A 14,479-nucleotide genomic window follows, 5' to 3' on the forward strand; every position below is an offset into this window, starting at 1 on the left:
GCCAATACCAATGACAGCACCACGCCGCACCGGCCTTTTTTTCCTGCTGATGCTTTGCGTCAGCGCAAACTCTTGGGGAAGTATGATGGGACTATTCTCTGGCAGCAGACCCACCGATTTGGGCTTTCATAATGGCTATTTGAAGCCCCCTTCAAGTAAGCCTAACTCGGTGAATAGTCAGGCAGCGCCCGGCCATTACGCCGCTATTTTGCCGTTTAAGGTGCAGGGCGATGCCAACGTATACTTCGCCAAAGTAGCTCGCGTGGTAGCGGCGCAGAAAGGGGCTAAGGTGATTCAGCAAACGCCTAGCTACGTGTATGCCGAATTCACCAGCCCACTCATGGGTTATGTGGATGATGTGGAGTTTGCACTTGATGCCGATCGCGGCGTGGTGCATGTGCGTTCAGCGTCGCGTTTGGGCTACAGTGATCTGGGTGCCAACCGCAAGCGAATTGAAGCGATTCGATCTCAGCTTTAAGCGCCGTCAGAGCAGGATGGTGCTGTTGGGCAGTTCATTGCCTGCATCAGGCAGGGCCGGTGGGTGTCGCTGCAAAACGGCTGCCACAGCCTGAATACCTGCAACAGCACCGGCCTCAAATTCACCTCGGCGGAAGTGCTCTTCCATCACCTGGCAGCAGGCCTCCCACTCACGGGCATTGACCCGCGTATTCCCCACGCCGCGATCGGCAACGATTTCAACATCCCGCTCGGCCAATAAGACATAAACCAAGACACCGTTGTTGTGTTCGGTATCCCAGACATGCTGCTGTGCAAAAATCGCTATGGCGCGTTCGCGCGGTGATTGGTTTTGCCACAGTGCCCGAAAGGGCAGCGCGGTTTCCACGGCAAAGCGAATCTCACCGGCATGAGCCGACTCACAGTCTCGGATGGCCGCCTCGATCTTATCCAAGCTCTGACTGGGGAAACATTTACGCCGCTGCCAGTCACTGCTTAGGCCGTGTTTAAGCATACGTTTCAATCGTTGCATTACCATCTGCCGGATGCTCCCCCGCCACCAAAACCACCACCGCCGCCGCCAAAACCACCACCGCCCATTCCACCGCCCATGCCGCCAAAGCCGCCGCGTCTGCCGCCTTGATTGAGTAAGCCTATAATGCCCAGCAGCGTGACAAAAAATCCGCTCAAGCCGAGCATGAGGGCCATGCCCAGCGCACCCGTGATGAGCCAGGTCAGCCCAAACAAGCCCAGCCCGATGATGCCGCCGGCTAAAACAGGCCCCAGTAGGCTGCGTAAAATTTGCCCGACCACCATCGCGGCCATCAGTGCCATGCCCAGCGGGTTATTTTCTGAGGACTGTGAAGCCTGACGAGAGGGAGGGGGAAGAGGCTCGCCGTCAATCAGCGCCATGAGCTGTGTCATGCCGGCATCAATACCACCGGCATAGTCGCCCGCTTTCAGGCGAGGCACGATGGTTTCACTGATCACGCGCTTGGCAATGGCGTCTGGAATCACCCCTTCTAGGCCATAGCCCACTTCGATGCGTAAACGACGGTCATCTTTAGCAATGACGAGGATGAGGCCGTCGTCGACACCTTTGCGGCCTAGTTTCCATTGCTCTGCGACGCGAATCGCAAAGGGTTCAATGCCCTCAGTGCCGGTAGTGGCGACCATGAGCACCGCAAGTTGGCTGCCCTTTTCTTGCTCGAAGGTGGCTAGTCGCTGCTCCAGTGTTTGTAGGTCGCTGGCGCTGAGCGTTTGGGTCAGGTCAGTGACTCGCTGCTGCAAGGCGGGAACAGGGGTTTCTGAGCTAAGGCTGGCAGGCGAAAGTTCGGCTGCCGCCATGCTCAGCGCTGAGCTGATACTTAATATCAGGCCCAAGCTCAGCCTGAGCAGAACAGCGCCGAAAGCCCGCACTTATTGACCGAAGTTCACGGCAGGTGCGGTGCTCACTGCCTTTTCATTTTCAACGGTAAAGCTCGGCTTAACCTGCAAGCCAACCACCATGGCGGTGAGGTTGCTGGGGAAGGAGCGAACCGTGGTGTTATAGCTCTGCACGGCTTGAATGTAGCGGTTACGCGCCACCGTAATGCGGTTTTCAGTGCCTTCTAGTTGCGCCTGTAAATCGCGGAACAAGGCATCAGACTTCAGCTGCGGGTAGTTCTCGGTAACCAGCAAAAGCCGGGACAACGACGAGGTGAGCCCGCCTTGGGCTTCGCTAAAGCGTTTCAGTGCGGCCGGGTCATTGACGCTGTCTGCATCCATTTGAATGCTGCCAACTTTGGCGCGCGCCTCGGTAACCTGAATCAGAACCTCTTTTTCATGCGACGCGTAGCCCTTCACCGTATTCACCAAGTTGGGCACTAAATCGCTGCGCCGTTGGTATTGGTTAAGCACCTCGGCCCAGCTGGCCTTAATGGCTTCGTCTTGCGCCTGCAATGTGTTGTAGCCGCAGCTGGTCATCAGCAGTGAAGTGAGTAGGGTGAAGAAAGCAAATAGCGAGCGTTGTATTGTCATTGTCTGTCCATTACTTAGATTAGGCGGAACCAGCCAGCCAAGCTGCGGGCTCTTGGGCGGGTTTCAGGGTGCAAGCGGGCTGAGCTACACGCACTAGGGTGTCATCCAGCCACTGAATGAGGTCGCTCAGGACTTCAGCACGATTGGTTTCGTGGAAAAGGTCGTGGCGGGCATCTTCATAGATTTTCAGGGTGACGTCGCGCATGCCAGCCGTTTCGAGCTTGTCATCCAACGTCGCAACGGTCACACCTTCTTTACCCACGGGGTCTTTGGCGCCGGCAAACGAATAAATCGGCAGGTCCTTACGGATCTTACGCAAATTGCTCATGCGTTGGGTTCGGCTTAAACCTTCCAGTAGGTCGCGCCAGAAGCCATTGGAGCAGGTCACCCCACAGCGGGGGTCATCCAAGTAACGTTGCACAAACTGCGTGTCTCGCGAGAGCCAGTCGTAGTCGGAGCCCGGTTTAAAGGCGCGCGCAAATTTGCCAAAGGTGAGCGCGTGAATGATGGGGCTGCGGGCATTCACGCCTTGACGCCAGCACTCAAACGCGGCGAACCAGTGCGCGGCCCAGGTGAACCAGGGGGCTTCGTAGTTCGTGCCTTGGAGTACGAGAAGATCAATATGTTGGGAGTGACGCTCGGCGAAAGACAGGCTAATGAATGAGCCCATGGAGTGGCCAATGAGGATCCAAGGCACATCGGGATAGACCGATTTGCCATGCACATTCACGCTACGCATATCAGCGCAAACGGCTTCCCAATGCTGGTGCTCACTGACTTGCCCCAATTTGTCGATGGGAACAGACAGTCCATGGCAGCGGTGATCGTGAGCCATGACCGCGTAACCGGCGGCGTTGAACACCGCTGCGGCATCAGCATATAAGCCACTGTGTTCAGACATGCCGTGCGCGATATGAATAAGCGCTTTGGGGTGCGCGACGGGCCAGTGTCGCAAGGGAATGGCGTGACCATCTTCGGCCAGCAAGAACTCAACGCCTTGGGCATCGGTTTCGGTAATATGTTCAGCAGGTGCGATATTCATTATGCTGCCCGACCTCAGTAAGTATCGTCTTTTTAGTAGGAGCTAAGCCGGTATGCAAGCGGCTATTCATTACCGGGTTGCCAGCGCCGTACCCGCGTCGCATCGGTTTCAAGTCACGCTGACCATCGCACAACCGGACCCACAAGGCCAATGTCTCTGGCTGCCTGATTGGATACCCGGAAGCTACATGATTCGCGACTTTGCTCGCAACATCACGAAATTGAATGCCTGCGATGCGAATGGACAGACGGTAACCTGCCGCGCCTTAGATAAATCGTCATGGCAATGTGCGCCGGTTACAGGGCCATTAACCGTGCATTACGAGGTCTATGCTTGGGATTTGTCGGTACGATCCGCGCACTTAGACCAGCATCACGGCTATTTCAATGGCACCTCATTGTTTTTGGCCGTGGCCGGCCAGGAGGCCGATCCGGTGAGTGTGGCGCTGTGCTGTCCAGAAGGGGTGAGCGATTGGCAGGTCGCCACGACTTTGCCCAAGCTAAGCGCTGAGTCGTTGGGCTTTGGTCTGTATGGCGCTGAAAACTATGACGCCTTGATTGACCATCCGGTTGAAATGGGGCGCTTCACCTATGCCGAGTTTGAAGCGGCGGGCGTTCCACATGCCATTGCCATTACCGGACAGTTTCATGCCGATGTGCCTCGCCTAGTCCGTGATTTGCGGGTTATTTGCGAGGCGCAAATCGCTTTCTTTGGTGCACCCGCGCCGTTTCAGTCTTATCTTTTTCAAATCATGGTGGTGGGGCAGGGTTATGGCGGCCTAGAGCACCGCAGCTCCACCAGCTTACTGTGCAGTCGTGACGACCTGCCGGCGTTGGGCGAGTCCGAGAGCAAACCCAGCGATCGTTATCGCGCCTTGTTGGGGCTATGCAGTCACGAGTACTTCCACAGTTGGAATGTGAAGCAGCTCAAGCCTCAGGCGTTTATGCCCTATGACCTGCGGCGAGAAGTACATACCGACTTGCTTTGGTTCTTTGAAGGCGTGACCTCGTACTACGACGATCTGTTTCTGGTGCGTACCGGTCTTATTAGTCCCAGCAGCTACTTAGAGCTCTTAGCTCAGCATATTACGCGTCATATCCGCACACCGGGACGGGAGCACCAAACGCTGGCTCAGTCCAGCTTCGATGCGTGGACGAAGTACTACAAAAGTGATGAGAACTCACCCAATAGCGTCGTTAGTTATTACATCAAAGGGGCGTTGTTGGCCTTGTGTCTCGATTTAACCCTGCGCGCCCTGACGCATCAGCAGCACAGCTTGGATACGCTGATGCGCCGTCTTTGGAGACGCTTTGCGTTAACGCAAACCGGAATTGTGGAGCAGGATATTCGCGACATATTGGTTGAGCTTGCCGGTCCCGCCATGAATGACTTGCTCGACAAGGCCCTGCACGCCACGGAAGAGTTGCCTTGGCAGGGCCTGCTCCGTGACCTTGGGTTAAAGCCGACACTGCGCGCAAGCGAAGGGGCTAGCGATGCCGGCGGACGGCCCGGCACCGGGTCTGCACCCCGACCCTGGCTGGGCGTGAAAACGCAGGCCAGTGAGGGCGGTGTGCAGCTGACCTTTGTGCAATCCGGCAGTCCAGCCGAGCAAGCAGGCCTATCCGCAGGCGATATTGTCGTGGCCATCGACGGTTTGCGTGTAAATCACTCAACTTGGGACAAACGACTGCAGCAACGAGCTGTCGGCGACACTATCTCAGTGTATGCTTTCCGTCGCGATGAATGGCTGGCGACCCGCTGTCAGCTTAGTGCGGCGCCAATGGATACCTGTTACTTGCCCTGGCCTGATGACATGGCTGAGCGCCAAGCCGCTGAACAATGGATGTTGACGCCCAGCGTGGCATTACCTTTACCCTGAACCACCAACAATAAAAACGACGTGAGCGTGCCCTATGTCTGCTGAATTTTGGAAAGATAAATACCCAGCTTCTGTACCGTATCAAATTGATACAGCGGCTTACCACTCGGTGTTGGAAGTGTTCCATGAGGCCTGCCATCGTTTTGGCGACGCGCCGGCATTTACCAATAGTGTGGCCTTTGCCAGCCGAACCATGAGCTATAACGACTTGGATCGTTTAAGCAATGCGTTTGCGTCCTATATTCAAAACCATACGGATCTGAAACCGGGCGACCGTATTGCTGTGCAAATGCCGAACCTGCTGCAATACCCGGTGGTGGTCTTTGGTGCGATGCGCGCCGGTTTAGTGGTGGTGAATACCAACCCGCTCTACACCGCCCGCGAAATGTTGCACCAGTTCAATGACTCCGGTGCGAAGGCTCTGGTTGCCCTGGCCAACTTTGGTGATTTGGTGCAGGAAGTCCTGCCGCAAACGGGCATCAAATACCTGTTCCTGACAGAGCTGGCCGATATGATGCCGACGCCTAAGCGTCAGGTCATTAATGCCTTGGTAAAGCATGTGAAGAAGATGGTTCCCGCATTCTCACTGCCTACCGCTATTCCGTTCATTCAAGCGATGAAGCTCGGCAAGCGCCGCCCCTGTGTGGATCAAACCGCACAGGCAACCGATATTGCTGTGCTGCAGTACACCGGCGGCACCACGGGCGTTTCCAAGGGCGCCATGCTGACGCAGGCCAATCTGGTGGCCAACTTGCTGCAGATGCGTGCCGTGCTGACCTCCAGCTTTAATCCCGGCAAGGAGATCATGATTGCTCCGCTGCCGCTGTATCACATCTTTGCTTTCACCGTGTGCTGTTTGGGCATGATGGAGCTGGGTGGTCATTCCATTCTCATCACCAACCCACGCGATATCCCCTCGTTTGTGAAGGAACTGGCGCGTTGGCCATTCACCGCTATGGCAGGTCTGAACACGCTGTTTGTGGCGCTACTGAATAACCCGGAATTCCGTCAGCTCGACTTCTCGACCTTGAAGCTGACCGTGGCGGGCGGTATGGCCATGCAAATGAAGCCAGCGGAAGAGTGGGAAGCGCTGACTGGCTGCCGTATCTGTGAAGGCTTTGGCATGACCGAGACCTCACCGGTGGTGACCATGAACCCGTTGGATGCCATTCGCCTTGGCACCATTGGCATGCCCGTACCGAACACCGAGCTGAAAACCATCAGCGACGATGGCGAAACCACCCCAATCGGCGATGCCGGTGAGCTCTGCGTGCGCGGCCCACAGGTCATGAAAGGCTACTGGCAGCGTGCCGATGCCACGGCCGAAACGATTGATGCCGACGGTTGGCTGAAAACCGGCGACATCGCAGTGATTCAGCCCGATGGCTATCTGCGTATCGTAGACCGTAAGAAAGACATGATTTTGGTGTCTGGCTTTAACGTCTACCCCAATGAAATTGAAGATGTGGCTGCGCTGCATTCCGGCGTCTTGGAGAGTGCAGCGGTGGGTGTGCCCGATGAGAAGTCTGGTGAAGTGGTGAAGCTGTTTGTGGTCAAGAAAGACCCGGCGCTAACTTCAGAGGCTCTGATGGCACATCTTCGTGCCAACCTGACGGGCTACAAAGTCCCGCGCACTATCGTGTTCCGCGCAGATTTGCCTAAGACTAACGTCGGCAAAATTCTGCGTCGCGAGCTGCGCGGCGCCTGAGGCTCGTGGTTAAAGCGTACCAAGGCGCCGCGCAGGTTCCGACCGAGATTGACTGGTCGGCCGATTTGCCGGTGCTGGCGGTACGCGATGAACTGATCGCTGCCATCGCGCAGCATCAGGTGGTAATCGTGGCCGGCGAGACCGGCTCCGGTAAAACCACGCAACTTCCTAAAATCTGCCTGGCGGCCGGTCGTGGTCGCCACGGCTTGATCGGCCATACCCAGCCGCGCCGAATCGCGGCACGCACAGTGGCCACGCGCATTGCCGAAGAACTGGGCACAACCCTCGGTGCCGGCGTTGGCTATAAGGTGCGCTTTACCGATCAAACGGCTGAAACCACCTACCTCAAGTTGATGACCGATGGCGTTTTGCTGGCCGAGCTGGCCAGTGACCGTCTGCTCAAAGCCTATGACACCCTGATCATCGACGAAGCCCACGAGCGCAGTCTGAACATCGACTTTCTGCTCGGCTATCTGCGCACGCTGTTGCCCAAAAGGCCTGATCTCAAAGTGATCGTGACCTCGGCCACCATCGATGTGCAGCGCTTCAGCAAACACTTTGCCGATGCCCCGGTGTTTGTCGTGCAGGGGCGCAGCTACCCGGTGGAGATGCTGTATCGCCCGATAGCGCTGGACGCAGCGGCGAGCAGCGAAGACGAGGGCTTTGACGAGATCGAGGAGGCCATCCCGCGAGCGGTGGTGGCAGCGGTGGAGGAGTGCCTTCACTACGAGAGCCTTCAACACGAGCGAAAGCAGGGTAAGGTCGGCCGTGGCGACATTCTGATCTTTTCGAGCAGCGAGCGCGAAATTCGTGTGCTAGCAGATACCTTGCGTAAGTACGGCCCGCCACACACCGAGATTTTGCCGCTGTATTCACGACTGTCCGTGAGCGAACAGCAAAAGGTGTTTGCGCGGGGCACGGGCCGGCGCATCGTCATTGCCACCAACGTTGCAGAAACGTCGCTCACGGTGCCGAATATTCACTTCGTCATCGATCCTGGTTTTGCGCGTCTCAGTCGCTACTCGTATCGCTCTAAAGTGCAGCGCCTGCCCATTGAAGCGATTTCCCGTGCTAGCGCCAACCAACGCGCGGGTCGCTGTGGCCGTATCGCGCCGGGGCTGTGCATTCGTCTCTACAGCGAAGCGGATTTCCTAGCCCGCGACGAGTTTACCGACCCCGAAATTCACCGCACCAATTTGGCGGCAGTGATCTTGCAGATGCAAACGCTGGGGCTTGGCGAGCTTGAGCGCTTTCCCTTTTTGGATGAGCCAGACTCTCGCCTAATCAACGATGGCTACCGCTTGCTGGATGAGCTGGGCGCCGTGGATAGGCAGCGTCGCATCACGCCGATTGGTCGTCAGCTCTCGCGACTGCCGTTGGACCCTCGTTTAGCGCGCATGGTGGTAGCGGCGGCCCCATTAGGTGCCTTGCAGGAGGTACTGATTATTGTGGCGGCCATGTCGGTGCAAGACCCGCGTGATCGTCCGCATGATAAGCAGCAAGCAGCCGATGAGCGTCATGCGCAATTTCGTGATCCGGATTCGGATTTTCTCTTTTTTGTGAAGCTATGGCAGGTTTTGCAGACGCAAAAAGAGACCCTGACCGAGCGCGAGCGTCGCGAGTTTGCGCGCAAACATTTCCTGTCTTGGCTGCGCCTGCGCGAATGGCGAGAGACGTATCGGCAGCTCGTGCAAATGGTGGAGATGTTGAAGCTACCCATCAATCGCGAGCCCGCGCCCTATGAGGCCGTGCATCGCGCCTTGCTGACGGGGCTGCTATCGCAGATCGCACAAAAGGGCGAGGATCGCGAGTATCTGGCCCCGCGTAATTTAAAGGCGATGATCTTTCCCGGCTCGGTACTGGCACGCAAAGGACCGCCATGGATCATGGCCGCGGAATTGGTGGAGCTGCAGCGTGTGTATCTGCGCCTGACTGCGCGAGTTGAGCCGGAATGGATTGAACATTTGGCGGGCAATCTGCTTAAGCGCAGCTATGCCGAGCCGCATTGGGAGCGTCGCCAGGGTCGGGTCATGGCCTATGAGCAAACCTCCCTGTTCGGCTTGATCCTGCATGCGAAGCGTAAGGTCAATTACGAAAAGATAGACCGCAGCATTTGCCGTGAAATTTTTATCCGCTCCGCTTTGGTGGCAGGAGATTGTGACCTCAAGGCGCCATTCCTGAAGCACAACCAAGGGCTCGTCGCTGAAGTTCAGCAGCTCGAAGACAAGGCCCGCCGCCGCGACTTATTGGTGGATGAAGAAACGCTATTTCAGTTCTACGACGCCCGCTTACCCGACGATATCGCCAGCCTGAAAACGTTTGAAGACTGGCGTCATCGCGGCGAAAAAGACGAGCCGCGCCTGCTCTTCATGCAAGAAGACGATGTGCTGGCGAAGTCTGCCGAACATCCCGCCCATTTGTTCCCCGACAGCCTGCGGTTGGCCGGCCATGAGCTGCCCCTGAGCTATGTGTTTGAGCCTGGCCATGACGATGATGGTGTGACCGTCACCGTGCCGCTGGGCCTGCTGCAAGATATCGAGGCGCAAAAACTGGACTGGTTGGTGCCGGGCCTGATCGCCGACAAAATTGATGCGCTGTTACGTGCTCTGCCTAAAGCCCTGCGTCGTCAAATGGTGCCCTTGCCCGACACGGTGGCAATGGTGCTGGATCAAATTCGCTTTGGTGAAGGTCAGTTGCTGCCGGTGCTGTCGCAGGCATTGACGCGGCGGGGTGTGGTAATTCAATCCGCAGACTGGGCCGTGGACATGCTGGACCCGCATTTCAGGATGCAAGTTCGTGTGCTTGGCGAGCGCGATCAGGTGCTGGCCAAAGGTCGGGACTTAGGTCGTTTGCGCGTTCAGCTCAGTCAGCATCCGCAAGCGCAAGCGGTGGCCGATCAGCCCACCCGTCAGCAGTGGGAGCGCAGTGGCATTACGCGTTGGGATTTCGGTGATATGCCCACGTTAATTGAAACGCAACAACGCGGACTACCGAGTCGTGCCTATCCCGCCTTGCAACTGACGGAGCAGGGTCTGGCGCTGCGCTTGATGGCTCGCCAAGAGGAAGCGGAGCAGCTGCACCGCGAGGGTGTGGCGGAGTTGATGCGCTCGCTCTGTGTAGCGGAAATGAAGTCATTAACGAAAGCGCTTGCCGATCAGCCCGGCTTGCTCTTGCAGTCCGCACAGTGGCTGAAAAAAGAACAACTCGCCGTCGATTTCGGACGCGCGGTGGTGACGGCAATCTTGGTCACTGAACCTGCGCTGGTTTACACTCAGTCACAGTTTGATGCGGCCTTGCAAAAGGTGCGACCGCGCCTGGTGCCGGAAGGTTTGAAGTTGGCTGTGGTGGTGGCGCAGATTTACAGTTTGGCGCATCAAGTTCGGCAGCGCTGTGCTGCATTGCAGCAGCCGGTTTTTGCCTTAGCGCGAACGGATTTGGAAGGGCAGTTGGCGGCATTGAACTTAGCCCAGTGTTTGCGTAGTTTTCCGGCTGAGCGTTGGCAGCAGTTCCCGCGCTATTTAAAGGCCATGTTATTGCGCTTGGATAAGCTCAGTAACAATCTGCTGCGCGATGATAAAGGCAGCGCAGAGTTGCAGCGGCGCGAGCTACTATTGCGCCAAGCGTATGAAGATAAAATTCGCCGAGGGCAAGATATTGCGCCTTTGGCATCGTATCGATGGTTGCTAGAGGAGTATCGTATCTCCGTGTTCTCGCAGCCTTTAAAGACCGCCGTCCCGGTATCTGCCGAACGCTTAGATCGGCTGTGGTCGCAACTCATGATGTGAGGTTTTTATGCAACGTGTGGTGATTAGCGGAACGGGTTTGTATACCCCCAGTGAATCCATCAGTAATGATGAGCTGGTGGTTGCCTTTAATGCCTATGTACAGCGTTTTAACGAGGCGAATGCCGACGCTATTGCTCAGGGCACTGTGAGCCCGCTCGCCGAATCCAGCTCCGAGTTTATTCAAAAGGCATCGGGCATTAAGTCGCGCTATGTCATGAATAAATCGGGTGTGATTGATCCGAATCGCATGTTTCCGCACATTCCTGAACGTGCCGACGATGAGCTCGGTATCCAAGCCGAAATTGCCGTCCTGTCCGCGCGTGAAGCCTTGGCTCAAGCGGGTAAAACGCCGGCGGATGTCGACGCCATTATTGTGGCTTGCTCAAACATGCAGCGCGCCTATCCAGCCGTGGCCATTGAGGTTCAGCACGCACTGGGTTGCGGCGGCTTTGCTTACGACATGAACGTGGCCTGTTCGTCAGCCACCTTTGGCTTGCAGAATGCGGTCGATGCCATTCGCTCGGGTTCAGCACGCTGTGTGCTGGTCATTAGCCCAGAAATTACCTCCGCTCACCTAGAGTTCCGCGATCGCGATTGCCATTTTATTTTCGGCGATGTGGCCACCACCATGGTCGTGGAAGCGGCGGAAACCTGCACGGTAGACGGCGCGTATGAGGTGCTGGGGACTCGTCTGGTCACGCAGTTCTCCAATGCCATCCGCAATAATTTTGGCTTTTTAAATCGCTGCGATGAGTCTGGTGTGGGCACGCGAGATAAGCTGTTCCGTCAGGAAGGCCGAAAGGTGTTCAAAGAGGTCTGTCCGATGGTGGCGGAACAAATTGTGGCGCACAGTACGTCACTGAACCTAAACGTGAATGACCTGAAACGGCTGTGGCTGCATCAGGCAAATTTGAGCATGAATGAGCTCATTGCCAAGCGTGTACTGGGGCGTGAGTTTAGTCGTGATGATGCACCGGTCATTCTGGATGAATACGCCAACACCAGCTCGGCGGGTTCTATCATTGCCTTTCACAAGTACCGCCGCGATTTGGCTGCGGGGGATGTGGGGGTGATTTGCTCCTTTGGTGCAGGCTATTCCATTGGTAGCGTGGTTGTTCGTCGCTGTTAATGACAGCTTTTAAGGGTAGGGAGATGCACATGAAGGCCATCACGAAATTCACAGGGATAGTCGCGCTTTGGGCGTTCACCAGCGTCTCCGGCGCAGCGGCGGCGACACATGATCCTGCCGACCCTTGGGAGTCGTTTAATCGGGGCGTGTTTAGCTTTAACGAATCTGTTGATCGTTATGTCGCTAAGCCTGTTGCAAAAACCTACCAATTCTTAATGCCTGCCGTGGTCGATGATGCTATTACCCGGGTCTTTAATAACTTGGCTACGCCCATCACCATTGTGAACCAGCTGCTGCAAGGCAAACCGCACGATGCCGCCGGGCAAACCGCTCGCCTGATGTTTAACAGCACGTTTGGCCTGGCGGGTATTTTGGATGTGGCGCAACACATGGACTTGCCGCGCCAGAAAGAAGATTTTGGGCAAACGCTGGCCGTGTGGGGCGTTAAGCCCGGCCCTTATGTGATGCTGCCTTTGTTGGGTCCTAGCACCGTGCGCGACACGGGTGGGCGAGTGGCTGATATGACTTGCGATCCGCGCCGCTACGCAGAACAAACAGCGCGCTTTGTTATGACTGCACTGGATGTGACCGATACGCGTGCGGACTTGCTCAATGCTGAAAAAGCCATTGAGGGGGATCGCTATCTGTTTATTCGCGACTACTACCTACAGCAGCGTGAATTTGCCATTGCCGATGGTGTTTTAACGAAAGATGAATTTCTGGATGATTCACTCAGCAGTGATGCTGCTTCGGGCCCCTTCTAACCATGAGTCGCACATCGCCAGGTACTATCCTGGTGATCGACGCGGACGCTGACCAACGCAAGCGCATCTCAGGCTGGCTGCAGCTGGATGGCTTCTCGGTGGTCAGTGCGGCGGATGCCGATGCCGGCTTTGCCTTAGCTCGGAATTTGCAGCCTTCGCTGATCATTGGCGACCTCGTGCTAGCCCTGGCGAATGGCTCGCAATTATTGCGAGCCTTGCTGCATGAATTGCCCGAATCTGCGGTGATTGTTATCACCGAATCTGCCTCCTTAAATGAAGCCGTTAATGCACTGCAAGAAGGTGCCAGTGACTTTCTCATTAAGTCGCTATTGAACGACGATATTCTGCGGGTGTCTGTGCATCGCGCCGTTGAGCGTTTTAGTTTGCGAAAAGAAAATCAACGCGTCCGGTTGGAGCTTGAGCAAACCAATGAGCGATTGGCACACAGCTTAAAACTGCTGGAAATGGATCAGCGAGCAGGGCGCAAGGTGCAAAGCCGTATGTTGCCGCCCAGCCCGCATGAAACCAACGGTTTGCGGCTGAGTCACTTCACCTTGCCCTCGCTGTATTTGTCTGGCGACTTTGTCGATTACTTTAGTTTGGGCGCGGGCCGAACCGCCTTCTATTTGGCGGATGTGTCGGGGCATGGCGCCTCCAGTGCCTTCGTCACCGTCTTCCTGAAAACCTTAACGAATCGCATACGACGCCACTTTGAAAAGCGAACGTCCGTGTCTTTGTTGTCGCCCGCACGCATCATGGCCGCGATGAATGAAGAGTTGCGCGCCCTCGATACGGGTAAGCACCTCACGGTTTTTTGTGGGGTTATTGATACCAATGTGCAAAAACTAACCTACGCCGTTGGCGCGCATTATCCGCCTCCCATTTTATGCAATGGCAATGAAGTCATACAGTTAGCTGGATCTGGCCTGCCCTTGGGCCTGTTTCAAGACGCAAAATATGAAGAACATGTGGTGGATTTGCAGCATCGCTTTTCGCTTGTCGCCGCTTCCGATGGTATCCTAGAGATTCTTTCCGCCAGTGACTTAGTCGCCAAGGAGGCACTTTTGCGAGCGGAAGTAACGGCCGCCAACGGTCAGCTTGATGTCCTTATCGAGCGCCTTGGTCTGCCATCGGTACGTGACGTCCCGGACGATATTGCGTTGCTTATGATTCAGCGTGACGAGTAAAAATGGACGCCTGCAAAATGCAATATGCCGTTCATAACGGCACCTACGTTTTAAAGCTTCGGGGCGACGTGCGCGTTCCGTTGTGTACCTCGCTGGAAAGTTTTGTAGAAGATCATTTGCTGCATGACGCCGGCCTGCGTGCCGTGCTAATTGATCTCACCGAAACCGAAGCCATTGACTCAACGGCCCTAGGCCTGCTGGCGCAAATTGCGGTTGCCCTGCAAACGCGCAAGCTGGGTAAGCCTGTCATTCTTTGCATTAATCCGGACATTGAGCGGATCTTGGAAAGCATGGGTTTTGATCAAGTCTTTCGCATTCTGCATACCACGGCAGCCATTCGCGACAAGCTGGCCGAGTTGCCGGTGGAGTGTTTAAGCGAAGATGAAGTTACCCAGAGTGTGATTGATGCGCACCGCACATTAATGAGCTTGAACGAGAGTAATCAAGTGTCTTTCCGCAGCTTGGTTGACGCGCTTGAGAATGAGCAGCGTCAACGTCATTAAGCCCGTA

The 14,479-nt window shown here is 56.0% G+C and carries 12 protein-coding genes; 8 read left to right on the top strand and 4 right to left on the bottom strand.

Annotated elements, in window-relative coordinates:
* Positions 1-10 precede the first annotated feature (10 nt).
* Complete coding sequence (locus tag A8710_RS06460; protein ID WP_198341629.1) at positions 11-478, top strand: DUF1499 domain-containing protein; 468 nt, start codon at positions 11-13, stop codon at positions 476-478.
* 6 nt (positions 479-484) lie between these two features.
* Here A8710_RS06460 and A8710_RS06465 read toward each other — a convergent pair whose 3' ends face one another.
* The 4 genes from A8710_RS06465 to A8710_RS06480 form a co-directional block, all read right to left on the bottom strand.
* Positions 485-988 carry a TPM domain-containing protein gene (locus A8710_RS06465; protein WP_198341630.1) on the bottom strand — a complete coding sequence of 168 codons (504 nt, stop codon included), beginning with the start codon at positions 986-988 and terminating at the stop codon, positions 485-487.
* Positions 988-1,803 carry a TPM domain-containing protein gene (locus A8710_RS06470; RefSeq protein WP_068860647.1) on the bottom strand — a complete coding sequence of 272 codons (816 nt, stop codon included), beginning with the start codon at positions 1,801-1,803 and terminating at the stop codon, positions 988-990. Before A8710_RS06470 ends, A8710_RS06465 begins: the two co-directional genes overlap by 1 nt.
* A 72-nt stretch (positions 1,804-1,875) precedes the next feature.
* The gene (locus A8710_RS06475; RefSeq protein ID WP_068858835.1) at positions 1,876-2,475 is read right to left on the bottom strand and encodes a LemA family protein; all 600 of its coding nucleotides are present in this window, start codon (positions 2,473-2,475) and stop codon (positions 1,876-1,878) included.
* Between the two features lie 19 nt (positions 2,476-2,494).
* Positions 2,495-3,517 carry an alpha/beta fold hydrolase gene (locus tag A8710_RS06480; protein WP_068858840.1) on the bottom strand — a complete coding sequence of 341 codons (1,023 nt, stop codon included), beginning with the start codon at positions 3,515-3,517 and terminating at the stop codon, positions 2,495-2,497.
* A 52-nt stretch (positions 3,518-3,569) separates the two neighbouring features.
* Between A8710_RS06480 and A8710_RS06485 the strand changes: the two genes are divergently transcribed.
* The 7 genes from A8710_RS06485 to A8710_RS06515 are packed head-to-tail and all read left to right on the top strand — an operon-like array spanning position 3,570 to position 14,472.
* Positions 3,570-5,396: a M61 family metallopeptidase gene (locus A8710_RS06485; RefSeq protein WP_068858842.1), complete on the top strand. Its 1,827-nt coding sequence runs from the start codon at positions 3,570-3,572 to the stop codon at positions 5,394-5,396.
* 34 nt (positions 5,397-5,430) lie between these two features.
* A complete protein-coding gene (locus A8710_RS06490; protein ID WP_068858845.1) occupies positions 5,431-7,104 on the top strand; it encodes an AMP-binding protein in 1,674 nt (557 codons plus the stop codon).
* A gap of 5 nt (positions 7,105-7,109) precedes the next feature.
* Entirely contained in the window at positions 7,110-10,889 is a 3,780-nt protein-coding gene (gene hrpA, locus A8710_RS06495; RefSeq protein ID WP_068858847.1) for an ATP-dependent RNA helicase HrpA, read from the top strand.
* A 7-nt stretch (positions 10,890-10,896) separates the two neighbouring features.
* Positions 10,897-12,018, top strand: coding sequence for a beta-ketoacyl-ACP synthase III (locus A8710_RS06500; RefSeq protein ID WP_068858850.1), 1,122 nt, complete (start codon positions 10,897-10,899; stop codon positions 12,016-12,018).
* Between the two features lie 29 nt (positions 12,019-12,047).
* Positions 12,048-12,782 (top strand): MlaA family lipoprotein, encoded by a 735-nt coding sequence (locus A8710_RS06505; protein WP_082968700.1) that lies wholly within the window; start codon positions 12,048-12,050, stop codon positions 12,780-12,782.
* A 2-nt stretch (positions 12,783-12,784) separates the two neighbouring features.
* On the top strand, positions 12,785-13,969 hold the full coding sequence (locus tag A8710_RS06510; RefSeq protein ID WP_068858856.1) for a PP2C family protein-serine/threonine phosphatase: 1,185 nt from the start codon (positions 12,785-12,787) through the stop codon (positions 13,967-13,969).
* Positions 13,970-13,971: 2 nt separating this feature from the next.
* On the top strand, positions 13,972-14,472 hold the full coding sequence (locus tag A8710_RS06515; RefSeq protein WP_068858859.1) for an STAS domain-containing protein: 501 nt from the start codon (positions 13,972-13,974) through the stop codon (positions 14,470-14,472).
* Positions 14,473-14,479: the final 7 nt, after the last annotated feature.

The sequence above is a fragment of the Perlucidibaca aquatica genome (genome assembly GCF_001676655.1).
GTDB classification, from domain to species: domain Bacteria; phylum Pseudomonadota; class Gammaproteobacteria; order Pseudomonadales; family Moraxellaceae; genus Perlucidibaca; species Perlucidibaca aquatica.